Annotated in this window: 21 protein-coding genes; 16 read left to right on the top strand and 5 right to left on the bottom strand. The window is 51.6% G+C overall.

Annotated elements, in window-relative coordinates:
* Positions 1-572: 572 nt before the first annotated feature.
* Both N5923_RS18320 and rluB read left to right on the top strand, forming a co-directional pair.
* Positions 573-902, top strand: coding sequence for a DUF1493 family protein (locus N5923_RS18320; protein WP_267144934.1), 330 nt, complete (start codon positions 573-575; stop codon positions 900-902).
* A gap of 272 nt (positions 903-1,174) precedes the next feature.
* Positions 1,175-2,077 (top strand): 23S rRNA pseudouridine(2605) synthase RluB, encoded by a 903-nt coding sequence (rluB, locus tag N5923_RS18325; protein WP_267144933.1) that lies wholly within the window; start codon positions 1,175-1,177, stop codon positions 2,075-2,077.
* Positions 2,078-2,205: 128 nt separating this feature from the next.
* Here the strand turns inward: rluB and cobO are convergent, their stop codons facing one another.
* Both cobO and N5923_RS18335 read right to left on the bottom strand, forming a co-directional pair.
* Positions 2,206-2,799, bottom strand: coding sequence for a cob(I)yrinic acid a,c-diamide adenosyltransferase (gene cobO, locus N5923_RS18330; RefSeq protein ID WP_267144932.1), 594 nt, complete (start codon positions 2,797-2,799; stop codon positions 2,206-2,208).
* Positions 2,799-3,560 (bottom strand): YciK family oxidoreductase, encoded by a 762-nt coding sequence (locus tag N5923_RS18335; RefSeq protein WP_267144931.1) that lies wholly within the window; start codon positions 3,558-3,560, stop codon positions 2,799-2,801. The genes cobO and N5923_RS18335 overlap by 1 nt, the downstream gene beginning before the upstream one ends.
* Before the next feature lie 201 nt (positions 3,561-3,761).
* Between N5923_RS18335 and sohB the strand changes: the two genes are divergently transcribed.
* Entirely contained in the window at positions 3,762-4,811 is a 1,050-nt protein-coding gene (gene sohB, locus N5923_RS18340) for a protease SohB (RefSeq protein WP_267144930.1), read from the top strand.
* Positions 4,812-4,836: 25 nt separating this feature from the next.
* Here the strand turns inward: sohB and N5923_RS18345 are convergent, their stop codons facing one another.
* Positions 4,837-5,091, bottom strand: coding sequence for a DUF2498 family protein (locus tag N5923_RS18345; protein ID WP_267144929.1), 255 nt, complete (start codon positions 5,089-5,091; stop codon positions 4,837-4,839).
* A 404-nt stretch (positions 5,092-5,495) separates the two neighbouring features.
* On the opposite strand from N5923_RS18345, the gene topA reads away from it, so the two are divergent.
* The 5 genes from topA to acnA all read left to right on the top strand — a co-directional run bounded on the left by topA (position 5,496) and on the right by acnA (position 13,306).
* Positions 5,496-8,099 (top strand): type I DNA topoisomerase, encoded by a 2,604-nt coding sequence (topA, locus tag N5923_RS18350; RefSeq protein ID WP_267144928.1) that lies wholly within the window; start codon positions 5,496-5,498, stop codon positions 8,097-8,099.
* A 251-nt stretch (positions 8,100-8,350) separates the two neighbouring features.
* Positions 8,351-9,325 (top strand): HTH-type transcriptional regulator CysB, encoded by a 975-nt coding sequence (cysB, locus tag N5923_RS18355; protein ID WP_017799902.1) that lies wholly within the window; start codon positions 8,351-8,353, stop codon positions 9,323-9,325.
* A 502-nt stretch (positions 9,326-9,827) separates the two neighbouring features.
* The gene (locus tag N5923_RS18360; protein ID WP_267144927.1) at positions 9,828-9,977 is read left to right on the top strand and encodes a YmiA family putative membrane protein; all 150 of its coding nucleotides are present in this window, start codon (positions 9,828-9,830) and stop codon (positions 9,975-9,977) included.
* 13 nt (positions 9,978-9,990) lie between these two features.
* Positions 9,991-10,164 (top strand): hypothetical protein, encoded by a 174-nt coding sequence (locus N5923_RS18365; RefSeq protein WP_267144926.1) that lies wholly within the window; start codon positions 9,991-9,993, stop codon positions 10,162-10,164.
* A 463-nt stretch (positions 10,165-10,627) separates the two neighbouring features.
* A complete protein-coding gene (gene acnA, locus N5923_RS18370) occupies positions 10,628-13,306 on the top strand; it encodes an aconitate hydratase AcnA (protein WP_267144925.1) in 2,679 nt (892 codons plus the stop codon).
* Positions 13,307-13,342: 36 nt separating this feature from the next.
* Here the strand turns inward: acnA and ribA are convergent, their stop codons facing one another.
* On the bottom strand, positions 13,343-13,936 hold the full coding sequence (gene ribA, locus N5923_RS18375; RefSeq protein ID WP_017799905.1) for a GTP cyclohydrolase II: 594 nt from the start codon (positions 13,934-13,936) through the stop codon (positions 13,343-13,345).
* 216 nt (positions 13,937-14,152) lie between these two features.
* Between ribA and pgpB the strand changes: the two genes are divergently transcribed.
* The 5 genes from pgpB (at position 14,153) to yciH (ending at position 17,845) form a co-directional block, all read left to right on the top strand.
* Complete coding sequence (pgpB, locus tag N5923_RS18380) at positions 14,153-14,914, top strand: phosphatidylglycerophosphatase B (protein WP_267144924.1); 762 nt, start codon at positions 14,153-14,155, stop codon at positions 14,912-14,914.
* A 162-nt stretch (positions 14,915-15,076) separates the two neighbouring features.
* Entirely contained in the window at positions 15,077-15,385 is a 309-nt protein-coding gene (locus tag N5923_RS18385; protein WP_267144923.1) for a LapA family protein, read from the top strand.
* A gap of 6 nt (positions 15,386-15,391) precedes the next feature.
* On the top strand, positions 15,392-16,561 hold the full coding sequence (gene lapB, locus N5923_RS18390) for a lipopolysaccharide assembly protein LapB (protein ID WP_267144922.1): 1,170 nt from the start codon (positions 15,392-15,394) through the stop codon (positions 16,559-16,561).
* Between the two features lie 238 nt (positions 16,562-16,799).
* Positions 16,800-17,519 (top strand): orotidine-5'-phosphate decarboxylase, encoded by a 720-nt coding sequence (gene pyrF, locus N5923_RS18395; RefSeq protein WP_267144921.1) that lies wholly within the window; start codon positions 16,800-16,802, stop codon positions 17,517-17,519.
* On the top strand, positions 17,519-17,845 hold the full coding sequence (gene yciH, locus N5923_RS18400; protein ID WP_267144920.1) for a stress response translation initiation inhibitor YciH: 327 nt from the start codon (positions 17,519-17,521) through the stop codon (positions 17,843-17,845). Before pyrF ends, yciH begins: the two co-directional genes overlap by 1 nt.
* A 91-nt stretch (positions 17,846-17,936) precedes the next feature.
* Here yciH and osmB read toward each other — a convergent pair whose 3' ends face one another.
* Complete coding sequence (gene osmB, locus N5923_RS18405; RefSeq protein ID WP_017799911.1) at positions 17,937-18,155, bottom strand: osmotically-inducible lipoprotein OsmB; 219 nt, start codon at positions 18,153-18,155, stop codon at positions 17,937-17,939.
* A gap of 398 nt (positions 18,156-18,553) precedes the next feature.
* On the opposite strand from osmB, the gene araD reads away from it, so the two are divergent.
* The 3 genes from araD to N5923_RS18420 all read left to right on the top strand — a co-directional run bounded on the left by araD (position 18,554) and on the right by N5923_RS18420 (position 26,449).
* Positions 18,554-19,252, top strand: a complete 699-nt coding sequence (araD, locus tag N5923_RS18410; RefSeq protein WP_267144919.1) for an L-ribulose-5-phosphate 4-epimerase — start codon at positions 18,554-18,556, stop codon at positions 19,250-19,252.
* Between the two features lie 406 nt (positions 19,253-19,658).
* The gene (gene kdgT, locus N5923_RS18415; protein ID WP_267144918.1) at positions 19,659-20,642 is read left to right on the top strand and encodes a 2-keto-3-deoxygluconate transporter; all 984 of its coding nucleotides are present in this window, start codon (positions 19,659-19,661) and stop codon (positions 20,640-20,642) included.
* Between the two features lie 167 nt (positions 20,643-20,809).
* Complete coding sequence (locus tag N5923_RS18420) at positions 20,810-26,449, top strand: hypothetical protein (protein ID WP_267144917.1); 5,640 nt, start codon at positions 20,810-20,812, stop codon at positions 26,447-26,449.
* The last annotated feature ends 89 nt before the right edge of the window (positions 26,450-26,538 follow it).

A 26,538-nucleotide genomic window follows, 5' to 3' on the forward strand; every position in this document is an offset into this window, starting at 1 on the left:
TGCTTATTTTTTTATTTAAATATTAGTTTTATTAACGCTTTCGTTTTTACCTGAAGCATTAACATGATTAAATTCTACACAAGTTCTGATGTCAGGAAAACTAATATATAAAAGGCTGCTGAAATAATCATAATATCCATGAATTAAGCCAATCTGAGATCCGGTTATTCTGTCTAATGGCTGTTAACTATATTTATTCATTGGTTTATTGCCATTAAAACAGCATAAAATAATTAAATATCAATTTTAACCAGCTCTAACAACCACTTTTACGTGAAAATGCAGTTTGCAACACTAGATTTTCATCTTTTTAACACGTTAAATACGAATCGTTTGCAAGACGGCGGTCTTAATTAACTGCTCTGCTATCAGGCTTCGGCGACGCGCGGCGGCCTGCGACCGCTTAAACGGCTGCTATAATCGTTAATGATTATCAATGGATGCTGCCATTTTGTGTTACGGCTTTTCGCATCTCTCAGGCCCGTCAGGTGTTCGCACCCTGTGGCGCAGTCAGTGCATAGTTATGGTAAGTGAAGCTTGATTAAAAGTAGCCAGCGACGAGGATAAGCTTAATGGCAACTGACCTGGAACAGCGTATCTATGCATTAATTACGCAGCATGATGGTGTCTGGCTGCTTAACAACAGCGTTTTGCGGCCTGAAACCGATATCGACGCCGATTTGCGGCTGGATGAAGACGAGGCACTGGCGTTAATGGAGGATTTCTTCGCCATCTTTACTGTCGACAGAGGCGGCTTTGCAATCACCACATACTACTCCCCTGATCCTTCGTTGAGCCAGATGCTTAATCCTTTCGTTAAACCCGAAGCATCTGTAGTGCCGGATTTCACCATCGGCATGTTGATTGAGTCCGCCAGAGCAGGGCGCTGGCTTTATGATTAGTTTTTAAGTTTAAGCATCCCGCCACATAGCCGCGCTGAATGGGTCTGTTGAACACCTTTAGCGCCTGCTTAAATTCGAATTAAACCAGAAGAATCATTTACGCTAAAATTAGTGTAATATACGCGACCCCGCATGATGCAGTGTGATGGCTGATATGGCCGGCTGCAGTTAAAAAAATATGCGAAGAATTATGTGGTTAGGGTTTTCTAACCTTAACTTATTGTTTTTAAAGAATACCATGACGCCTGTGAAGGCGACAGTGAGGCTGCTCTATGAGCGAAAAGTTACAAAAAGTATTAGCACGTGCCGGACACGGTTCACGTCGCGAAATCGAAACCATGATCTCCGCCGGACGCGTCAGCGTCGAAGGCAAGCTGGCGACCCTTGGCGACCGCGTCGAACTCGATAAAGCGCTGAAGATTCGTATTGACGGACATATCGTTTCAATTAATGAGTCTGCCACCGAAGTTTGTCGTGTACTGGCTTACTATAAGCCGGAAGGCGAACTTTGTACCCGCAATGACCCGGAAGGGCGTCCAACCGTGTTTGACCGTCTGCCTAAACTGCGCGGAGCGCGCTGGATTGCGGTCGGTCGTCTGGATGTGAATACCTGTGGTCTGTTGCTGTTCACCACTGATGGTGAACTCGCCAACCGCCTGATGCATCCAAGCCAGGAAGTTGAACGCGAATACGCTGTACGCGTATTTGGTGAAGTTGATGAAGATAAAATTCGTCTGCTGAGCCGTGGCGTGCAACTGGAAGATGGCCCGGCGGCATTTAAAACCATTAAGTTTGGCGGCGGTGAAGGGATTAACCAGTGGTATAACGTCACCCTGACCGAAGGACGTAACCGCGAAGTGCGTCGTCTGTGGGAAGCGGTGGGCGTGCAGGTAAGTCGTCTGATCCGTGTGCGCTACGGCGATATCAATCTGCCGAAAGGCCTGCCTCGTGGTGGCTGGACCGAGCTGGAGCTGCAACCGACCAACTACTTACGTGAACTGGTGGGTCTGCCAGCAGAAACCGTCACCAAAGTTGCGGTAGAGAAAGACCGTCGTCGCACCAAAGCGAATCAGATTCGTCGTGCGGTGAAACGTCATACTCAGGTGAGCAATACCAGTAACCGTCGTTCAGCCGGTAAAGCGGCCAAACCCACCGGCAGACGCCGTCAGGGTTAATCGCAATTTCCGCCCGTATTACGACGGGAGCCGAGAACGGCTCCCCTACAAAACCTGTAGGGGCGGCGTTCTCGCCGCCCGTGTCGAGGCGGGAGCCGAAAACGGCTCCCCTACAAGGCTTCAGATACCTACCAGTCAATCCCTTGCTGTGCCTGAATGCCGGCATCAAACGCATGTTTAACCGGTCGCATTTCGCTAACCGTATCCGCCCGTTCCAGAATCTCACGATGACAACCACGCCCGGTGATGATCACGCTTTGATGCGCAGGTCGCTGTTGCAGGGCGGTCAGCACCTCGTCCAATGGCAGATAATCAAAACTGACCATATAAGTCAGCTCATCAAAAATCACTAAATCCAGCGTTTCATCCTGCAACATCCGCTTGCCATGCTGCCAGACCTGTAAACAGGCAGCAGTATCGGTTTCCCGATTCTGCGTATCCCAGGTAAAGCCGGTGGCCATCACCTGAAATTCGACACCAAAAGGTTCCAGTAAATTACGCTCGCCATTCGGCCACTCGCCTTTAATAAACTGGATCACACCAACGCGCTTTCCGTGGCCGACTGCACGCGTAGCGGTGCCAAACGCCGCCGTGGTTTTACCTTTGCCATTGCCGGTAAACACCATCAGAATGCCGCGCGACGTGGTGGCGGTGGCAACGCGCGCATCGACCTGCTCTTTCAGACGCTGCTGGCGCTGCTGATGACGATCTTCAGCAGCCATTATTCTGCGGCTCCCACTTTGCGGCCTGGCTGCGCATCATAACTGACGCCGGTTTTACGGCGGCTGTCATCACCCATTAAATAAAGGTAGAGCGGCATAATATCCGCCGGCGTTTTCAGCTTCGCGGCATCTTCCTGCGGGAAGGCGCTGGCGCGCATTTTGGTACGGGTGCCGCCGGGATTAATGCAGTTAACGCGCAGATGGCGACTGTCATACTCATCGGCCAGCACCTGCATCATGCCCTCGGTCGCGAATTTTGATACCGCGTAAGCTCCCCAGCCGGCACGACCAGTACGGCCAACGCTGGAACTGGTAAACACCAGCGAACCACTGTCGGATTTCAGCAGTAGCGGCAACAGCGCCTGGGTCAGGAAGAAGGTGGCATCGACATTCACCTGCATCACCTGCTGCCAGACCGCCGGTTGTAGCTGTTCCAGCGGCACAATATCGCCCAGCACTCCGGCGTTATGCAGCACCCCGTCCAGACGCGGATAGTGCTCGCTGACCGCCTCTGCCAGCTGCTGGCAGCTCTCCGGCGTCGCCTGCTCCATATCCAGCGTAAACCAGCGGGCCGAACCTTTGCCCAGCGCATTCACTTCGTCACTGACTTGCTGCAGTTTTTGTGCATTACGGCCCAGCAGCACCAGTTCAGCGCCGTAGCGCGCGTAGGTCAGCGCTGCTTCGCGGCCAATGCCGTCGCTGGCGCCGGTGACCAGAATAATTCGATGGTTAAGCAGATCGCTTTTTGGTTGATAGTGCACAGCATGTTCCTCTGGCATAAATAGCTCTGGCAATAATAGTGGCTCGTCCTGAATAAAGTGTTTTATGCCTGAAAAAAGCAGTGAGTACAATGCTGACAGGGGGCAATTCGGGCTGTTGCACACTGAATCAGGCGACGAAGCGCATCCAGTCAGCTAAACTAAGGGCTGGCCCCTAATGCTATGTAAATCAAGGCGGATTGAGTGGAATTACTCTCATATTATGGATTGTTTTTAGCCAAAACAGTGACGGTGGTGGTGGCGATTGCGGCGATTGCGATCATTTTTGTCAATCTGGCACAGCGTAAACGCGCGCAAAGTGGACAGTTAAAAGTCACTCATCTTGGCGATCAATACCGCGAGATGAAAGATGACATGATGCTGGCGAAGATGAAGCATCACGATCAGAAGCTGTGGCATAAGTCGCGTAAGAAACAGGATAAACAGGAAGCGAAGGTCGCTAAACAGCGTGCGAAGCAGGGCCTGAAAAGTGACAGCGGCAAATCCACGCTGTGGGTGCTGGATTTCAAAGGCAGTATGGATGCCGGTGAAGTGGCTTCACTGCGTGAAGAGATTTCGGCGGTGATGGCGGTGGCCAGCGCCAGTGACGAAGTGCTGCTACGGCTGGAAAGTCCGGGCGGTGTGGTGCACGGTTATGGTCTTGCGTCATCGCAGCTGCAGCGTTTGCGTCAGCAGGGCATTCGTCTGACGGTGGCGGTGGATAAAGTGGCGGCCAGCGGCGGCTATATGATGGCCTGTGTGGCCGATCGCATCGTGGCGGCGCCTTTCTCAATTATTGGCTCGATTGGCGTAGTGGCGCAGATCCCAAACTTTAATCGTCTGCTAAAACGCAACGATATTGATGTCGAACTGCACACCGCCGGAGAATATAAACGCACACTGACGCTGTTTGGTGAAAACACCGATCAGGGACGTGAGAAATTTCGCGAAGACCTGAATGAAACTCATCTGCTGTTTAAGCAGTTTGTCCATGATATGCGTCCGTCACTGGATATCGATCAGGTCGCAACCGGAGAGCACTGGTTCGGTAGCCAGGCGCTGGAAAAAGGCCTGATTGACACTATCGGCACCAGCGATGATCTGATTATTGCCGAGATGGATAAATTTGAAGTGATCGCCGTACGTTACGTACGACGTAAACGCATGATGGATCGCTTTACCAGCAGCGCTGCAGCCAGCGCTGAGCGTCTGCTGTTAAAGTTCTGGCAGCGCGGTGAGAAACCACTGCTGTAATCACTAAGGCCCGGTTCGCCGGGCCTTACTCTTCCTTCAGGTGATACTGCGCAGAGAGTTGCAGCGCCAGAAATTTAAATACGTTAAATACCGTGGTACTTTTGCTGGTCGGCAAGCCTTGTTCATCGAGAAAATAGTTACCGCGGAATACCAGAATATTGCCACTCTGTTCGACGCCGGTAGCTTCCATGCCAGCGAAATAGTTCTCATGTTCCACAATCAGCGCATTGGCTTTTACCAGCAGGGCCGCAGCATCAATTGGCTGTGTGTCAGCGTACATATTTTAATCTCCTTTTTACAAATCGTGATTTCCTTCTATATTACTTGCCTGCAAACGAAATCGGCAAACCCTGTGAGCGATTTTGACGGACGGAAAAATGGCCACTGACTGGCATAAACTTGCCTGAGATGCTAATTAAGTTGCGTATCAGATTTTATCAGGTACAGTGTGGGCGTTTCTGGTTCCGGGCGTAAAACAGGGTTTATTGATGAACCAGCAGATGCGAGTGTTAAGTTAAAAGATGTCGTTAATCAGCAGGTTGGAGTGACGCATTTACGGTAATATGCAGTCTGGCATCACAGGGTTGAAATCAGCCGGTACCGCTGCAATATCATTATCGCGCTGCAAATGTCCCGATAAGCGCCGCCACTACATTCGGAAGTTTTCATTAGGTAAAGGTAAATATGGGTAAAGCTCTCGTAATAGTTGAGTCCCCGGCAAAGGCCAAAACAATCAATAAATATCTCGGTAATGACTACGTGGTTAAATCCAGCGTCGGTCATATACGCGATTTGCCGACCAGTGGTTCAACAGTTAAAAAGAGCGCTGACTCTACAACCAGTAAAGCCCCCAAGAAAAAGGTTAAGAAGGACGAAAAAGCGGCATTAGTAAGCCGTATGGGCGTCGACCCTTATCATGGTTGGGAAGCCGATTATCAGATTTTGCCCGGCAAAGAGAAAGTGGTCGCCGAGCTGAAATCGTTAGCTGAGAATGCTGACCATATCTATCTCGCAACGGACCTTGACCGCGAAGGGGAAGCCATTGCCTGGCACCTGCGGGAAGTGATCGGTGGCGATGAATCACGCTACAGCCGCGTGGTATTTAACGAAATTACTAAAAATGCGATTCAACAGGCGTTCGAAAAACCGGGCGAGCTGAATATCGATCGTGTTAACGCCCAGCAGGCGCGCCGCTTTATGGACCGCGTGGTGGGCTATATGGTCTCGCCATTGTTGTGGAAAAAGATCGCCCGTGGACTCTCTGCTGGCCGCGTACAGTCGGTTGCGGTACGTCTGGTCGTGGAGCGTGAGCGCGAGATTAAAGCCTTTGTTCCGGAAGAGTACTGGGAACTGGATGCCGATCTGACTACGCCGAAAGGCAGCGATCTGCCCATGCAGGTCACCCATCAGGGTGATAAGCCGTTCCGTCCGGTAAAAGGTGAGCAGACCCACGCCGCCGTCAGCCTGCTGGAAAAAGCGCGTTATGTGGTTTCTGACCGCGAAGACAAGCCAACCAGCAGCAAGCCGGGCGCACCTTATATAACCTCGACGCTGCAGCAGGCGGCGAGCACCCGTCTGGGCTTCGGCGTTAAGAAGACGATGATGATGGCGCAGCGCCTGTATGAAGCGGGTCACATCACTTACATGCGTACCGACTCCACCAACCTGAGTCAGGATGCGGTGGCGATGGTGCGTGATTATGTGAAAGAGAGTTTCGGCGCGAAATATTTGCCGAAAGATGCGCTCACCTACGCCAGCAAAGACAATTCACAGGAAGCGCACGAAGCGATTCGTCCTTCTGATGTTAATGTGCAGGCCGAACAGCTGAAAGATATGGAAGCCGATGCGCAGAAACTGTATCAGTTGATCTGGCGCCAGTTTGTCGCCTGTCAGATGATGCCTGCGCAGTATGATTCCACCACACTGACCGTGACCGCTGGTGATTTCAAACTGAAGGCGAAAGGCCGTACGCTGCGTTTCGATGGCTGGACCAAAGTGATGCCAGCACTGCGTAAGGGCGATGAAGATCGTACCCTGCCGCCAGTGAATGTCGGCGAAGAGCTTAGTCTGCAACAGCTGAAACCCAGCCAGCACTTTACCAAACCGCCTGCGCGTTTCAGTGAAGCTTCGCTGGTGCGTGAGCTGGAAAAACGCGGTATTGGCCGTCCATCGACCTATGCTTCGATTATCTCCACCATTCAGGATCGTGGCTATGTCCGCGTTGAAAGCCGTCGTTTCTACGCGGAAAAAATGGGTGAGATTGTTACCGACCGTTTAGAGTCTAACTTCCGTGAGCTGATGAACTACGACTTCACCGCGCATATGGAAAGCAGCCTCGACGAAGTGGCAAACAATGAAGCGCAGTGGAAAGGCGTACTGGATAAGTTCTTTGGTGAATTCAGCCAGCAGCTCGAACAGGCAGAGAAAGATCCTGAAGAGGGCGGCATGCAGCCAAACCAGATGGTGCTGACCACCATCGACTGTCCGACCTGTAGCCGCCAGATGGGGATTCGTACCGCCAGTACCGGTGTATTCCTTGGCTGTTCCGGTTACGCTTTGCCGCCGAAAGAGCGCTGTAAGCAGACCATCAACCTGATTCCGGAAAATGAAGTTCTTAATATTCTGGAAGGGGATGATGCGGAGACTAACGCCCTGCGTGCCCGTCATCGTTGCCAGAAGTGTGGCACCGCGATGGACAGCTATCTGATTGATAACCAGCGCAAGCTGCACGTATGTGGTAATAACCCGGGTTGCGACGGTTATGAAATCGAGCAGGGTGAGTTCCGCATCAAGGGCTATGACGGCCCGATTGTTGAGTGTGAGAAATGTGGTTCTGAAATGCACCTGAAAATGGGGCGTTTTGGTAAATACATGGCCTGCACCAATGACGACTGCAAAAATACCCGTAAGATCCTGCGTAATGGTGATGTTGCGCCACCGAAAGAAGATCCGGTGCCGTTACCTGAACTGCAGTGTGACAAATCCGACGCTTACTTTGTATTGCGTGATGGCGCCGCCGGTGTATTCCTTGCCGCGAATACCTTCCCGAAATCACGTGAAACGCGGGCGCCGTTGGTCTCTGAGCTGAAACGCTTTAAAGATCGTCTGCCGGAGAAACTGAGCTATCTGGCCGATGCGCCGGAAGCCGATGACGAAGGCAACGCTACCGTGGTGCGCTTCAGTCGCAAAACCAAGCAGCAGTATGTCAGTTCAGAGAAAGAGGGCAAAGCCACTGGCTGGTCCGCGTTCTTTGTTGATGGCAAATGGCAGGTGACGAAGAAGAAGTAATTGATAGGGGAGCCGATAACGGCTCCCCTACAAGACCCTTTATTCCTGGCATCACCCCTGCTATAAACCCAGCCTTATATCGAAACGCTATACATATTTATAAAAAATGATATAGTTGTTATAGAAACAGATTTACCCCCACTCTTAGTGCATTTAAACGTCAACCTCAGCGATCTCCACCGCGTAAACACACACTGCTGCGGTCTTCGCAGGTATTCGGCGTGTTGCTTAACCCTGGATGGAATCGAACAATGAAATTGCAGCAGCTGCGTTATATCGTTGAAGTGGTTAACCACAACCTTAATGTCTCTTCAACCGCCGAAGGGCTCTATACCTCTCAGCCTGGTATCAGTAAACAGGTCAGAATGCTGGAGGACGAGCTGGGTATTCAGATTTTTGCCCGCAGCGGTAAACATCTGACGCAGGTAACGCCTGCCGGTGAGGAGATTATCCGCATCGCGCGTGAAGTGCTGTCCAAGGTTGATGCGATTAAGGCGGTCGCCGGTGAGCATACCTGGCCAGATAAAGGCTCACTGTACGTTGCCACTACCCATACGCAGGCGCGTTATGCATTGCCGGGTGTGATTAAAGGTTTTATTGAGCGCTACCCGCGTGTATCACTGCATATGCATCAGGGATCGCCGACGCAGATTGCGGAAGCGGTATCGAAAGGCAATGCTGACTTTGCCATCGCCACTGAAGCGCTGCATTTATACGACGATTTAATTATGCTACCGTGCTATCACTGGAACCGCGCTATCGTTGTGACACCCGATCATCCATTAGCGGGTAAAACGAAAGTTTCAATCGAAGAACTTGCAGAATATCCATTAGTCACCTACACCTTCGGCTTCACTGGTCGCTCCGAGCTGGACACCGCCTTTAACCGCGCGGGTTTGACGCCACGTATCGTGTTTACGGCCACAGATGCTGACGTGATTAAAACCTATGTTCGTTTAGGGCTGGGAGTAGGGGTGATTGCCAGCATGGCGGTTGATCCGGTCTCCGATCCGGACCTGGTGCGTATTGAAGCGACCGATATTTTCACCTACAGCACCACCAAGATTGGCTTCCGCCGCAGTACCTTCTTACGCAGCTATATGTATGATTTTATTCAGCGTTTTGCGCCGCACCTGACGCGTGACGTGGTGGATACTGCGGTTGCGCTGCGCTCCAATGAAGATATCGAAGCAATGTTTAAGGACATCAAGCTGCCGGCGAAATAGCCGCTGCGATTGTTCAATCCGTCGAATTGGCCGCTAAGCGGCCTTTTTTTATAACCATTGGTACGACTAACTGTCAGTAAGATAAACGGCAGTTACTATTTTTCTGTAAATGAAACATGTATCACATGTTTTCCTATTGTTTCCTTCTAAATGCGAAACAGTACACACTTTTCAATGGCGAACTTTGCGTGCTGCCAGGATAATTCCCATACTCCAGTTATCGAGAGAATACAGAGCCATATCAGGAAAGGAGGTAAGTTAAAGACTCCATTAAAATATGGAACTAATCTCGAATTATTCGGGAAATATTTGAGTTAAAGTTATATTTTAATTTCGTGCGTAACTTTAATTTCGCTTATCACCTGGTTTTGTTTTGATAAATAGTGTTAATCGATGGGCGCAGTAAAAATAACTGGATTTTGAGAAACAAACTGTTTAGGATTCGTCCTAAATCTTGATTGGTGTTAACAATCGTTTCTAATGAGAGTGATTATCAAAAACTATGGCTACTAGATTAACTGTACAGCCCGTGATTCGGGAGAAAGCGACCAAACATGAACGTCGTAGTTATACTCGCCGTCTTGCATGGTTGACGGTATTTGCCGCTTCAGCACTGTTTTGGGTTGTTGTAGCATGGTTGATTTGGAGCTAGTGAGGGTTAAATCATGTTTGAACAGGCACTGATACGCAAGCCTCAACAAGTACGTGATATGAAATCCGGTTATTGCAAAAGCAATCATAAAACCGATGAAGACGTCTGCATCCCGGACTCCTGGAGTCTTAGCAGCCTGCAACGCAGCTTTATTGAATCCATGATCGACGATAAAAAAAGTAAATAACAGCAATTATCAGCATCACCCCTCGTGGCTGACATCATAATTCAAATAGCTTTACCCAATTCAGAGCCTCACTTTCGGCTCGGGCTGCTTACAGCCCTTTGCACTAAAACGGTGAAATCAAATTAGCCAACCGCAATTTGATTTATGTTGTACACCCGACTGACCGGACGCCGGTCTTAGCGAGTTAATAATGAATATTGCACCTGTATCCTGGCTTACTACTTTCGCGTTTTCACTGGCTATTTGGGCGAGCGTCGCGTGGGTAATAATGCAATAAAATTGCATTAAATGTTAAAGATGCGCCCCGGTGATTAATTTCACTGGGGCGTTTTAGTTTCTATGGTTCTTACTTCTGTTGTCATTTCGTGTTGTTATCAAAACGTTAACGCCTGTTTATACTATCTTTAATACTAACCCTGTAATCACTCGGGTTTTTGTTGCCAGATAATGATAAGGAGGAGTTATGTCGTTAACCCTACGCGAAATCAGCCAGGACACACTGGACGTCGATGGCCAGCGCTACCATTTTTATAGTCTCCCGCGCGCCGCGCAACAGCTTGGTGATCTCTCCCGCTTACCCAAATCAATGAAAGTGCTGCTGGAAAACCTGCTGCGCTGGCAGGATGGCGATTCCGTTACTACCGAAGATATTCAGGCGCTGGTGGGCTGGCTGAAAAACGCCCATGCCGATCGCGAAATTGCCTATCGTCCGGCACGCGTACTGATGCAGGATTTTACCGGCGTACCGGCGGTGGTCGATCTGGCGGCGATGCGTGAAGCGGTAAAACGTCTTGGCGGCAATGTGGCGAAAGTGAATCCCCTGTCGCCAGTTGATCTGGTGATTGACCACTCGGTCACCGTCGACCGTTTTGGTGATGATGATGCCTTCGAAGAGAACGTACGGCTGGAGATGGAACGCAACCATGAACGCTACGTTTTTCTGCGCTGGGGGCAAAAAGCATTTAATAAATTCAGCGTGGTGCCGCCGGGTACCGGCATTTGCCATCAGGTAAACCTTGAGTATCTGGGGAAAGCTATCTGGCATGAACAACTTGATGGCAAAGAGGTCGCTTATCCCGACACCCTGGTGGGTACCGATTCCCATACCACGATGATCAACGCGCTGGGCGTACTGGGCTGGGGTGTGGGTGGGATTGAGGCGGAAGCCGCGATGCTCGGACAACCGGTATCGATGCTGATCCCTGATGTGGTTGGTTTTAAGCTTACCGGTAAACTCCAGCCTGGCATTACCGCCACCGATCTGGTGCTGACCGTGACGCAGATGCTGCGTAAACATGGTGTGGTGGGGAAATTTGTCGAATTCTATGGCGATGGCCTCGACGATTTGCCGCTGGCGGATCGTGCGACTATCGCTAATATGGCGCCGGAATATGGCGCCACCTGCGGCTTCTTCCCGATTGATGACATTACTCTTAGCTATATGAAACTCACCGGACGCAGCACCGAACAGGTAGCGCTGGTTGAAGCCTATGCTAAACATCAGGGTATGTGGCGTCATCATGGTGATGAGCCGGTATTCACCAGTTCACTGGCGCTGGATATGGCGACGGTTGAGGCGAGTCTCGCCGGACCAAAACGTCCGCAGGATCGCGTTTCGCTCGGTGATGTGCCGCAGGCCTTTCAGCAGAGTAATCAGCTGGAAGTGAATCAGGCGCTTAAACCGCATACCGCAGTCAGTTACCGTGATAACGGTCAGCAGTATGAGCTGAAAGATGGCGCGGTGGTGATCGCTGCGATCACTTCCTGTACCAACACGTCTAACCCCAGCGTGCTAATGGCGGCAGGTCTGCTGGCGAAAAAAGCGCTGGAACGGGGACTGAATCGTAAACCCTGGGTTAAAGCCTCGCTGGCGCCGGGGTCGAAAGTGGTTTCCGATTATCTTGCGGTGGCGCGTCTGACGCCTTATCTCGATAAGCTCGGATTTAACCTTGTGGGTTACGGCTGTACCACCTGTATTGGTAACTCCGGTCCGCTGCCGGATGCGATTGAACGTGCGATTAAGCAGGGCGACCTGACCGTTGCGGCAGTGCTTTCCGGCAACCGTAATTTTGAAGGACGCATCCACCCTTATGTAAAAACCAACTGGCTGGCCTCGCCACCGCTGGTGGTGGCCTATGCGCTGGCCGGCAATATGAATATTAATCTGCAGAGCGAACCGCTGGGTGAAGATCTCACCGGTAAGCCGGTGTATCTGCAAGATATCTGGCCATCACCGGAAGAGATCGCTGAAGCGGTGCAGCAGGTATCAACGGATATGTTCCGCAAGGAGTATGCAGAAGTATTTGAGGGCACCCCGGAGTGGCAGCAGATCAAAGTCAGCGAAGCCGCCACCTATGACTGGGATGGCGACTCCACTTATATACGCCTCTCTCCGTTCTTCGACGAGATGGGCAAACACCCTGAAGCAGTAAAAGATATTAAAGGCGCGCGTATTCTGGCGATCCTCGGCGATTCGGTGACCACGGATCATATTTCGCCAGCGGGGAGTATTAAAGCGGAGAGTCCGGCAGGGCGCTACCTGTTAAAACATGGCGTTGAGCGCGGCGATTTTAACTCCTACGGCTCGCGCCGCGGTAACCACGAAGTGATGATGCGCGGCACCTTCGCCAATATCCGTATTCGCAATGAAATGGTGCCGGGGGTGGAAGGTGGCGTAACGCGGCATGTGCCGGGCGATGAGCCGCTGGATATCTACGATGCCGCGATGCAGTATCAGCAGGAAGGGGTACCGCTGGCGGTGATTGCCGGTAAAGAGTATGGCTCCGGTTCCAGTCGCGACTGGGCGGCGAAAGGCCCGCGCCTGCTTGGCGTGCGCGTGGTGATTGCCGAATCCTTCGAGCGTATTCACCGTTCTAACCTGATTGGCATGGGAATTTTGCCGCTGGAGTTCCCGCCGGGCATGACGCGTAAAACGCTGAACCTGAGCGGTGATGAGCAAATTGATGTGGAAAATCTGACGCTGTTGCAGGCGGGGGGCACAGTGGCGGTGAGGCTGACGCGGGCGGATGGTAGCCAGCAGCTCATTGATACCCGCTGTCGTATTGATACCGGTAATGAACTGACCTACTACCGCAATGACGGTATTCTGCACTATGTCATACGCAATATGTTGCGCGATTAGCAACAGAGCCGGGCAGTGCATGCCCGGCTTAACAGCTTATTCTTTCGGTAACAAGTGGCCCATTTTGGCCGCTTTGGTATCGAGATAATGGGCATTTTTTGGATTGCGTCCGACAATCAGTGGCACGCGCTCAACAATATTAATCCCCGCTTCACTCAGGATCTCCACTTTACGTGGGTTATTGGTCAGCAGACGCACTTCATTCACCCCCAGCAATTTGAACATATCGGCGCACAGGGTAAAGTCACGTTCATCAGCGGCAAAACCCAGCTGGTGGTTGGCTTCTACAGTATCGTAGCCTTTGTCCTGCAATGCATAAGCGCGAATTTTATTCAGCAGGCCGATATTACGACCTTCCTGGCGATGGTAAAGCAGGATACCGCGTCCGGTTTCGGCAATGGTATTTAACGCAGCTTCGAGCTGAAAACCGCAGTCGCAGCGTAAACTGAACAGTGCGTCGCCGGTCAGACACTCAGAATGAACGCGCGCCAGTACTGGATCGTTATTAGCAATATCGCCATAAACCAGAGCAAGATGATCATGCCCGGTTGCCAATTCTTCAAAACCAACCATCAGGAAATCTCCCCATGGCGTTGGCAGTTTGGCTTCTGCCACCCGTTTAAGCTGCATGTGACTCTCCGCAAACATCGTATCGGACCCGTCTGTCACGTTCGGGCCCTGGCAAAATGATTCATGAAAACGTGACTATTTTGCCATAATTGTCACGCTCATTCTCAGAATTGCGCTAATTTAAATGCACAAAGGCACGATAAGCAACCTGATAGTTAGCTTATTAATTTTAAGCAAGAAGTTATGCCGGAACCGTCTTCTTCACAAGGATGCATCATGTTAGATATTGCTAAGCGCACGGCCTTCGGTGCGCTGTTGTTATTAATTATGCCGCTGGGGGTGTGGATTTCCGGCTGGCAGTGGCAACCTGGTTCAGCAGGCTTTGGCCTGCGGGTGCTGTTCTGGATGACCGAAACCGTGACCAGTCCGTGGGGTGTGGTCACCAGTGTGATTCTGTGTGGCTGGTTTTTGTGGTGTCTGCGCTTTCGCCTGAAACCGGCCATCTTTCTGTTAGTGATTATGGTCGCCGCCATCCTTGCCGGCCAGTACACCAAATCATTTATTAAAGAACGGGTGCAGGAGCCACGTCCCTATGTGGTGTGGCTGGAAAAGAGCCATGGTGTGGATGAGAGCGCCTTTTATGAGCTGAAACGTAAGGCGCGCGGCAAAATGGTGACCCAGCTGTTGCAGGATGACAACCAGCTGCCGGCATGGCTGAAACAGCACTGGGCGTTTGAAACTGGTTTTGCCTTTCCTTCCGGCCATACCCTGTTTGCCGCCAGCTGGGCGCTACTGGGCGTCGGTTTGTTGTGGCCACGGCGCCATATCAAAACCGTGGTGCTGTTACTGCTGTGGGCGAGCGGGGTGATGGGCAGCCGTATGCTATTAGGAATGCACTGGCCGCGTGATCTGGTGGTTGCCACGCTGATTAGCTGGTTGCTGGTGACGCTGGCAACCTGGCTGGCGCAACGGGTTTGCGGCCCGCTCACGGTGCCACCGCAGGAGCAGCAGGAGATACGCCAGCGCGAGGATGAGTAGCCGCAATTGCAAATGGACTCTCACGCCCCCATAACAGTTCAATGAAGTGGGGGCTGAAGGCGCAATCCTCGCCGTCAGGAGTGCTAAAGCCATTTTACATGCAGCATCCGGGCGAGATTTTTGGCATAATTCTTTGGTTAACACCAAATTACGGGATGAAATGTGAAATATTTGCTGATTTTTTTACTGGTTTTGGTGGTTTTCGTCATCTCGGTGACGTTAGGTGCGCACAACGACCAGGTGGTTCCTTTTAATTTCCTGCTGGCTGCAGGTGAATATCGTATTTCGACGCTGCTGGCCACGCTTTTTGCCGTTGGCTTTTTACTGGGCTGGGCGATTTGCGGCCTTTTCTGGCTGCGTGTCCGCGTTGCTCTCGCCAATTCACAACGCAAGCTTAAACGTCTTCAGCAGCAGCTGGGCGAGACAGATGCAACCGTGACAACGTCACGCGTTCCTGTCGTCAAGGAATAATCTTTTATGTTGGAACTGCTGTTTCTGTTATTGCCTGTTGCTGCCGCTTACGGCTGGTATATGGGGCGCCGCAGTGCGCAACAGGATAAGCAACAGGAAGCAAGCCGTCTGTCACGTGACTATGTGGCTGGCGTTAACTTTCTGCTGTCCAATCAGCAGGATAAAGCGGTTGACCTGTTCCTCGATATGCTGAAAGAGGACAGCGGAACAGTGGAAGCACACCTGACCCTCGGCAACTTGTTTCGCTCACGGGGTGAAGTCGACCGCGCTATCCGTATTCACCAGTCATTAATGGAGAGCGCCTCGCTCACTTATGATCAGCGCTTGCTGGCGGTGCAGCAGCTTGGCCGTGACTATATGGCCGCCGGGATGTATGACCGCGCCGAAGATATGTTTGCTCAGCTGATTGACGAGACCGACTTCCGTATTGGCGCGCTGCAGCAACTGTTGCTGATTCATCAGGCAACCAGTGACTGGCAAAAAGCCATTGATGTCGCCGAGCGCCTGGTAAAACTGGGCAAAGATCGCCAGCAAATGGAAATCGCTCATTTCTATTGCGAACTGGCGTTACAGGCGATGGGCAGCGACGATCTCGATCGCGCCATGAACCTGCTGAAAAAAGCCGAAGCGGCTGACCGTCAGAGTGCGCGCGTGTCGATTATGATGGGACGTATTCTGATGGCGCAGGGTGAAGACGCCAAAGCGGTTAACCATCTGCAACGGGTCATTGAGCAGGATAAAGAGCTGGTCAGTGAAACCCTGGAGATGCTGGAAACCTGTTTTCAGCACCTTAATCAGCCGCAGGCGTGGGCTGATTATCTGCGACGCTGCGTGGAAGAGAACACCGGTGCGCTGGCGGAACTCTATCTGTCCGATATTCTCGAACAGCATGAGGGGGCGGAAGTGGCGCAGATGTATATCAACCGTCAGCTGCAGCGTCATCCCACCATGCGCGTATTCCACCGTCTGATGGATTTCCACCTGCATGAAGCAGAAGACGGCAGGGCGAAAGAGAGTCTGATGGTGCTGCGCGATATGGTTGGCGAGCAGATTCGCACCAAGCCGCGCTACCGCTGCCATAAATGCGGCTTTACCGCCCATGCGCTTTACTGGCACTGTCCCTCCTGCCGCGCCTGGTCTTCAGTGAAACCGATTCGTGGTCTTGATGGCCAGTAACCAGGATTCCCGGCAACGGGAGTTTTTTTACCCTCATTTTAGTTACAACATACTATGATAATCACGTTTCTGGTGGCCACTTAAGCAAGGTGCTATCAACCCGCCTCGCAGGGGCGAAAGCACTTAAAATTAATATCGGCTTTGCGCTGGTGCCTGAAGGAGAGCGCATGTAGAATGCTTGCCGTTTGCCCGTCGCGCCGTGCTGGTGCTCCACCGTTCACTGTCAGAGGGAATACTCATGTCACCATCTCACACTGTTACCGGGTCGCCAATTGTGGTGGCGCTGGATTATGCCGATCGCCAGCGTGCCATGGACTTTGTAGACCGCCTTAACCCGGCGTCCTGCCGCCTGAAAGTCGGCAAAGAGATGTTTACGCTGTTTGGTCCGCAACTGGTGCGCGATTTACAGCAGTGCGGTTTTGACATCTTCCTCGACCTGAAATTCCACGATATCCCCAATACCACCGCCCATGCTGTCGCTGCCGCTGCCGACCTTGGTGTCTGGATGGTTAACGTTCACGCCAGCGGCGGGGCGCGGATGATGAATGCCGCGCGCGAAGCATTACTGCCATTTGGTAAAGATGCACCATTACTGATTGCCGTTACCGTGCTTACCAGCATGGATGCGGATGATTTGCGCGATATCGGTATCGACCTCTCTCCGGCAGACCATGCTGAACGTCTGGCGAGCCTGACGCGCGATTGTGGCCTCGATGGTGTGGTGTGCTCGGCGCAGGAAGCGGTCAGGTTTAAAAACGCATTCGGCGCGGATTTCAAACTGGTCACGCCGGGGATCCGTCCGGCTGGCAGCGCAGCCGATGACCAGCGCCGGATTATGACGCCACAGCAGGCGCAGCAGGCCGGAGTCGACTATATGGTGATTGGTCGTCCGTTGACTCAGTCTGACGACCCGGCACATAAGCTACAGACCATTCTTGCTGAGTTGCAGGAGGCATAATGAATGATAACAACAGCCGCTTAGTCTATTCGACCGACAGCGGACGCATCGAGCAGCCGCAGGAAAAAGTTGTCCGGCCAAAAGGCGACGGCATTGTGCGCATTCAGCGCCAGACCAGCGGGCGCAAGGGAAAAGGCGTGTGTCTGATTAGCGGTATTGACCTCGACGATGAAGCCCTGACTAAACTGGCGGCAGAGCTGAAGAAAAAGTGCAGCTGTGGCGGTGCCGTCAAAGAGGGCATTATTGAAATTCAGGGCGATAAGCGTGACTTGCTGAAAAGTCTGCTGGAAGCAAAAGGGATGAAGGTTAAGCTGGCGGGGGGATAGTCGTGAAAAGGCCGCGATATCGCGGCCTTGATCCAGCCAGATGCGCTGCGTAGAGCCAGAGCTTTTTCTTATGATGAGAATCTGGTTTGGGTTATTTACCGACCTGATGACCGATAATACCACCCACCGCAGCGCCACCAATGGTGCCTAAACCGCTACCGTTAGTCAGGATTGAACCACCGATAGCACCGGCACCGGCGCCAATTGCTGTATTACGATCACGCTTTGACCAGTTAGAACAGGCGCTCAAAGAGAGTACCAGAGTAGCGGCCAGCACAGCAGCAGTGATGCGTTTGGCGTTAATTGACATAATGACTTCTCCTTAATTGTTACTCACAGAGGCAACCCTTTCAGTATAGTTGGCGATCTCTGTATTCAGGTCCGCTGGCTGCATATTTAGCACGATGAAGCGCCCTGTTATTACTATCCAGACGAGTAAAAAGCTTAATAACTGACGGTCTTATTTTGCAGCGACAGCAGGCAAATGCGCCCTGAAAAATATATAGCAAGGTAACTATCACCTTGTGGGCTATTGCATACTGATAGTTTAGCCATAAGCGGCGCTTCTGACAGGGTAAAAAATCTCAATTCACATCAGAAAATGGCGCTGACAGCCACTTTCTCCCTCCTATACAGCTATCCACTCCATAGCCAGTGACGCACTGCACCACCAGAATAATGGTAACGTGGTTAATGGAGAGTTTTACGATGCTGGAACAACTGAAACAACAGGTGCTGGAAGCCAATCTTGCGCTGCCACGTTACGGGCTGGTGACTTTTACCTGGGGAAACGTTAGCGCAATCGATCGCAGCAGCGGTCTGCTGGTGATCAAGCCTTCCGGTGTCAGCTACGAGGCGATGACAGCAGAAGATATGGTGGTGGTGGCGCTGGAGAGCGGCGAAGTGGTGGAGGGCAGCAAACGTCCCTCTTCGGATACCGCTACCCACCGCGCGCTCTATCTTGCCTGGCCGGAAATTGGTGGCATTGTTCATACCCACTCACGGCATGCCACCATCTGGGCGCAGGCAGGCCGGGATATTCCGGCATGGGGCACGACTCATGCTGATGATTTTTACGGCGATATTCCCTGCACACGTAAGATGCATGACAGCGAAATCATCGATCGTTACGAATGGGAAACCGGGCAGGTGATTATTGAGACGCTGCGTGAACGCCAGCTTTCACCACTGGAAGTTCCGGCGGTACTGGTTAACTCCCATGGACCTTTTGCCTGGGGCAAAAACGCCAGTGATGCGGTACACAGTGCGGTAGTGCTGGAAGAGGTGGCCTATATGGGCATTTTCAGTCTGCAACTGACTCCCGAACTACCGCCAATGCAGCAGGCGCTACTGGATAAACATTACCTGCGCAAGCACGGTGCCAATGCCTGGTACGGGCAGAAATAACGGTCTGACATTGGTGATTTTTACGGGCGGTGAGAACGTCGCCCCTACAGCAAATTGATGGGTTTATGTAGGGGCGGCGTTCTCGCCGCCCGTGCCGATGATCTGCACCGTAGCGAATTCCCCCCCTAAACCATTCTGATTAATCCAATCAAATTCTTATACCTTAAGTGACTGACATTAAGTCATCAGGCTGCCTTTTTTCATGTCTGTAAACCCGACAGAGGCTGCATTTTACCCCTGTCAGATCAATAAAGTGAAACTCTCTTCCTTTAAAAATGAAATAACGTTTTAAAAATATCGACGAGATCACTTTTCTGCCTTTTTATTCACGCTATGTTGCTGTCACCCGCCCACTGGGCAGATGCAAACAATCTTTTTTACTTCTCCTTGCAGGTGAAAAAACAACATGCAAATTAAAAGAGCTATAGACAAAATTCCCGGCGGAATGATGCTGATTCCGCTGTTTATTGGCGCTGTCTGCCATACTTTCGCTCCAGACTCCGGGAAATACTTTGGATCGTTCACCAACGGATTGATGACCGGCACCGTGCCGATCCTTGCGGTGTGGTTTTTCTGTATGGGGGCGTCGATAAAACTTAGCGCGACCGGCACCGTATTACGTAAATCGGGTACGCTGGTAGTGACGAAAATCGCGGTAGCGTGGATTGTGGCAGCGGTTGCTTCACGCCTGATCCCGGAAAACGGCTTTGAAGTGGGGATGCTGGCCGGACTGTCGACTCTGGCGCTGGTGGCTGCCATGGATATGACCAATGGCGGTCTCTATGCTTCGATTATGCAGCAGTATGGCACTAAAGAAGAGGCGGGCGCCTTTGTGCTGATGTCATTAGAGTCAGGCCCGCTGATGACCATGGTGATCCTCGGTACTGCCGGTATTGCCTCTTTTGAGCCGCACGTATTTGTCGGCGCGGTGCTGCCATTCCTGGTGGGCTTTGCGCTGGGCAACCTTGACCCGGAATTGCGCGAGTTCTTTAGTAAAGCCGTGCATACCCTGATTCCATTCTTTGCCTTTGCTCTGGGTAACACTATCAATCTGGCGGTTATCGCCCAGACCGGGCTGCTGGGTGTGGCGCTGGGTATCGCGGTGATTGTGGTTACCGGCATTCCGTTGATTCTGGCAGATCGCCTGATTGGCGGTGGCGATGGCACTGCCGGTATTGCGGCGTCCAGCTCCGCCGGCGCTGCGGTTGCTACGCCAGTATTGATTGCTGAAATGGTGCCGCAGTTTAAGCCGGTAGCACCAGCCGCTACTGCACTGGTGGCGACCTCAGTCATCGTCACCTCTGTGCTGGTGCCGATTCTGACGGCGATGTACTCGAAACGGGTTAAAGCCGCGAAAGCCTCTTCCAGCCAGCATGCCGCAATTAAGTAATCATATTTAATGCTTTCCCGGCCCGTGAGTCGGGAAAGCAACATCCTGCCGGAATACTCAGTTGAGAAAATGCGTGGCTGGAAGAACCGCCATTTCCGACTATCTTTATTATGGCGCAACGGAGCTTTGCGCATATAGGATACCGATTATCTTCAAGGATGATGAAATTGAACGAAATAAATCAGCAGCTTACCGATCACACCTTTTTACTGGCTGCGCCACAGCTGGCAGCGGCCAGCAATAACACCCATCCCGGATTATTAAAACGCGTGGTTAATATCGCCACCCGGCTTTTTGCTGCGCCGATCCCCGACCAGGCGCAGGCATGGCGGCAGGCATGTGAACTCTCGTTTACTCGCTGTCAGACAGCCGCAGAGTTTGTCCAGTCGTTGCGTCAGCGGCTGGGCGACGCCAGCGCCAGCCATTTAATGCAGCCTGACGCCCAGCATCCGGCATACTGGTTGCCAGCGATAATCGAGCCGGCACTGAGTAGCGAGCAGCTGCGGCAGCTGGCAAGTTATGCACTCAATCTTCCTCAGCTGAATCTTGCATGGATCGAACGCAACCGACCGGCGCTGTATAACCTGTTAGTCGATGAAATCAGTCAGGCGGCAGCGAACCGGCAGACAGACATTATCGCGATGCTGTTACCACAATTATTACGGTTGCCCGCTGTGCTCAATTCACTCAGCCGTCTGCATCCGTTGCTGCCTGTGGCGCTGTGGGCCACACAATTGTTATGGCAAATCCAGCAGCAGGGTGTGCTCAATGCACTGGGCAGCGAACTGAAAATGCAGCTTCATCACTGGCTGATGCGGCTGGACGGTGCTCAGCCAGCAGCGGATTCGTTGCGCAGCGCGTTAAGCGACAAACAACTGTGGGGAATGGTAAATACCTGGCTGGAGAAGCACCTGTCGCTGACCGGCGATACAGCAGAATCCATTGCACCGCAGCCTGAACCTGCTGCGGCGCTGGCAGTGGTGGCCGCGCATCAGTGGCAGGTTAATAGCGCGATCAATATGGCGGCACAGCAAAACCATGCATTACAGCTGCAGATCGAAAGTTGCTATGAGTTGCTTAAACTCCAGACGCGGCCAGTTGATATCGTTGTCAGTTGCGCACCGCAGCCCGGCAATTCGTCACTGAACACCAGCACCGGGCAGGGTGCGCAACTGACGCGTTCACTGGTGCTGGGTGAACGCGGAGAGATGTACACGCGTTTGCAACTGGATAGTGGTGAAGCGCCGATGCTATTGCAAGGAGTAACCATCCCGGCGCAGACGCGTCCGCAGGCGTTACAGTTATTAGCCGGGCCTGATGACAGGATAACCCTGCTGCCAGTCAGTGCCGCCGCCCCCGGTGACGATCAACTGGCTGCATTGGTCATCAAAGGAGGGCAGCAACAGCTAACGCAAAGCGGGTTTGTGACGAGAAAATTGCAGGCGGTCAGCAACATCCTGCAACCGGCGGCATCGGGATGGGGTTATCAGCTCAGTTCCACACTGTCGGCAGTGGCGAGCTGGCTGCTCACGCCCGGTAAAGCAGACCGACCATCGGCATGGCCACTCCCCGGTCTGTCAGCAGCAGAATTCACCACCGCCACGACGACCCTCCAGCTGGCTGAAGCCGCGAATGCCAGCAGGGGGGAGACAAGCGTTGATGACTTGATGGAATCGCTGTGCTTTAAGTATCCCGACCAGCTTGAACGCTATCCTGATGTGGTTATTTCACAAGTCCGTCAGCGCGCCACCCGGGAGGTGCTGGATAGTGAAGTGCCGCTGGCACAGGCATTGCAGTTGCTGGATGAAGCAGAACTGAATAATCCGCAACTGTTACTTAATTTTCATCCTGGCTGGAGTAAACATTTAGCTGATGATATTCATCATCATCTCAGTGGCAAAGTCTGGCCAGCTTATAATGATACAGCGCCAATGGCATGGGACGAACCGCAGAACCAATGGGCTGCGTGGCAGTTAGGCGTCGGGCTGGGGCGCTTAAGCCTGGAGAATATGGGCGCGATCACCCGGCAGATCAGACTGCCAATCTGGGATGCACAGAACTGGATCCGCCATAAAATCAGCACGATTGTCACCCTGTATGGCGCCGATCCAAACCTGCTGAAAGCCGACACTAAAGTAAAAATTTACCTGCGAATGCCATCAGTACTGAACAGGCAACATATGCCGGTTAATGCGACCTATGACGGCACATTGCAACCCCTGTTAAATGAGGACGGGGGGGACTGGACCTTGCAGGATATATTTACCGATGCTTATAAACGGGGGCCGGTGCGCCCCGAAAGTATGCTGATTGAATTTCCGGCGAGTGTGAATGACGCCCTGAAAAAAGAGATACTGGATATCAATTTGCAGGCCATGTTTATGCAGGAGCTGCAGCAGGCATTTGCCGATAACAACATCAGAAAGGGCATGCTGAGTTTATATGAGACACTGTTTAATCATGCGCTGGAGCGTGTCTGGCAGCAGCACAGAGCGAATAACATCCCTTTCACCGCTGCTTCACTGCGGGACGCCATCAAAAAAGGGGAGTTTTATCAGCTAAGCTGGTTTGGTCATCGCTTGCATAACCTGGTGTTTATCGCTGTTGAAAAAAACGAGAGTGATAACGGCATTATTCTCTCATTATGGGACGATCGCATATTTACGGTGAAAATAGACCGATTATCTGCAATTTCGTTTTATGAAAAGAAAAAAGCGCACGAGTTACTCGCATTACTGGAAAAAAGCCTGCCCATCGATGGCAGGGAAAAGGCGCATAACAAATCCGGCATCTACGATGACAGTATAATTATTAATACATCCGGTCGTTACCAGGTGCAATTTCATGGCAAAGCTTTTATCAGAAAAACATGGTTAAAGGCCAGTGAAGATCAATGCGTGCTGCAACTGCTGAAAACTCCATGGGTGGAGAAAGATTTGCTGCTGAATTTAGCCGCAGGATTAAATAAAGATATGAATTTTCTGGTCTTAACCGATACTGAACATCGCATCAATACATTAATTGAAACGTTTGACACTATTGGTATGTTAATCAGCTTCTTCTCTGTTCCGGTGGCGATTACCTCGGCCAGTGGTGGCGTCGGCACGGCGTCGAAAATGCTGGCGCAAATCTCCAGCTGGCGCAGCAGCGCGATTTTAAATACGGCCTGTACTATTTTTCCCCGTCTGGTTCAGTGGCGGATAGCCGACCGACGGCAGGAACAACATAAAGCGCTGATGCAAGCTTTACTGAGCATCGCTGCTGAAGGGGTCAGTTACCTGCTAAACCAGCATGGCGCCAGAATGATTATCGGCATGATACATCAGGGGAAAAAAGCGGTCTCGATCCCTTATCATCAGTTGCCAGGCAGTTTTACGCTTAAAATTGAAGATTATGCGAAGCGCTTTTTCGCCGCATACAAAAACATTTTGATGCGTACAATGGATTTTTCGGAGATGACGCCTGCGCTGGGTGATGCGTACGAACTGCCTTATATCGACAGCAAAGCACCAGCCCCGGTGGAACTGATCAAAGATGAGATTGAAAAGTTCCCGGACTATATAAGACTGCAGATTAAAGAAAAAAAAGATCTGGTTTCACTGTTTAGCCATCGGGATAACATCCTGGAACATCTGCGTGTTTTCTTTACCAGTCGTGGGCGCCGGACGGAAATAGGCACCCTGTTGAGCTGGGATAATTACCTTGACCCAAAACCCAGTGCGCACAATTTTATCCGCATTATATCTGCGGATCCAGAAATCGGTTCTGTCTATAGCGAAACCGAAAATATCTGTCTGGATTCCCACGCTACACCTGATCGGATTGAACATGTTATTACCGATGAAGATACCTGGCTGAATTCATTACACCGGGCGCCACGTTATCAAAATAAAGCCGTCGGTGTAAAATGGTTTGATGATATGACGCAGGCGCAAAACTGGTATCAGGCATTTATTGGCGGCCGCGGCGGCAGTATCAAAATGCTTAAACGCTATCTGAAGGTTCGCCCTGGCTGGTATCATCGGGCGATCACCGCTGATGTCTTAAAAAATCTCGACCGTCGCCAGTCAAATGTATTGCAGGATATCTATGCCATGCAGACTGATGAATCCCTTGAGGATGTGAAGATCCTGAATCTGGATAGCTTAAGCCTGAACCTCAGTTATCTTTATACGACCAGTTCGATCGCCGGGGTGGATCTGCTGGCAGAGGAGTTTGATCTGCTGGTGCGAAGAAATATCAGCAAGGTTGCGACGCCGTTCCCTGACCGTAATTTAAGGGTGGTTGCCACTGAATTAATGGGCGTGAGTAGTGACAATAATGGCAATGTGACCATAACCAATTATGCAGCGCCACGTGATGTGCTGCTGAATAATCAGCTGCAAAGCTGGTCGCCAGACAATATCACCGCAGCCGTGCGGCACTCTGTCAGCAGTATTCTTTATAATCCGGCGATTGATCAGCAGCTGCTGCGGCAAAAACGGCACGGCAATAATACGCTGATGCAAAAACGTATTGAGCGACTGGAGAAAAATACACGATGGCTGAATCAAAGTAGCGCGGGCGCCCGCGTACCGATGCTGCTGGGGATTGATCTCCGTAAGCTTGGCGCCACCAGCACCGTTAGCGACAACCTGTTACCCGCGACTTTCCCGGCTGATGCTATCGCCATGGTCATCAGCCCGGCCAGCCAGAACGAAACGCTGGCGGAAATTATACAATCAATACGTGACAGGCCGTTGCCGGTAACCCCTCTGTTAATTCAGGACAAACCTGAGTGGCGAAAAACGGTGGATCTGGCCTATCAGTATGCTTTATTTCCCGCGCAGGCTAATGCACGCCTGTCATTAAGTAATGAGACAGAAAAATTCTGGTTACCGGTGATTGAGCTGCAACTGACCCATGAGCTGATTAACTTTGCTGCAGCGCAGCAGTTAAGGGAAGAGACGCGCAGCGATAATTACGGCTATTTTATTGGCGAAGGGGCATTACGTATTGAAGATGCTGCGCAACTTAAGCGTATACAACCCGGTGCGCGATTAATCCTTCTTGACCAGACTGCCGGGCCAGGAAAACCGCCCATGTCACATGCCCTGATGCAGCTGGAAGATGGACAGGCCATTGGCGCCAATAATCAGCTTATCGGTGGCGGCAAAGGCTGGGAAATTGTCTGGCTGGAAACCGCGAACTGGGTCAGGGATGTCACTTATGGTTTTGTACTCGCTTACGATGATCATCTCTATAGTCTGCATATACAGACTTCGTCGCAAATACCACCGGTAAAACCCGTCGTGACGCCTGAATTACATAAAGATGCGGTTAAAGTGATTACTCTGGCGGAGCAGTATATTTCACAACCTGGCGCGATGATGGGTATCAACGCCTCATGGGAGGAAGTCCTGATGCTCTATTTACAAGCCGGGATGCTGAACCGCGAAAATTTTAATCGACTACAAAAAGAGACGCGCGAAGATCATTTTGCGCTTTATCTTGCCATCGGTTCTCAGCTGGTACGCAGCAAACAGGAATTATTAAATGCGCCGCCAGGTTCACGCCTGATATTTATGGAAAAGCCCGAGGCAGCTGACGACAAACCCTTGATGCGCCACTCTATGGTGGTGACCAGCTGGGGGACAGCGATTGGTGTCAGAAATCAGCCAATTGGCGGCGGTGAGGCATGGCAAAAAATAGCGCTAAATACGCTGAACGTCCTGCGCGATACCCGTCATGGGCTGGTGATCACGCAGGGGGAAAATAAGCTGTTATGTGTTATCGCGCCGCCTTTAACGGATGGCTTATTTAGCTGATCGCACCGGGAACCACATATTTCACTGTACCGATGAGTCCGGCATAACCTGTCTTATGTCGGAACCGGTGTCAGGAGAAACAAAATATT

This window comes from Winslowiella arboricola, from assembly GCF_025527015.1.
GTDB lineage: Bacteria > Pseudomonadota > Gammaproteobacteria > Enterobacterales > Enterobacteriaceae > Erwinia > Erwinia arboricola.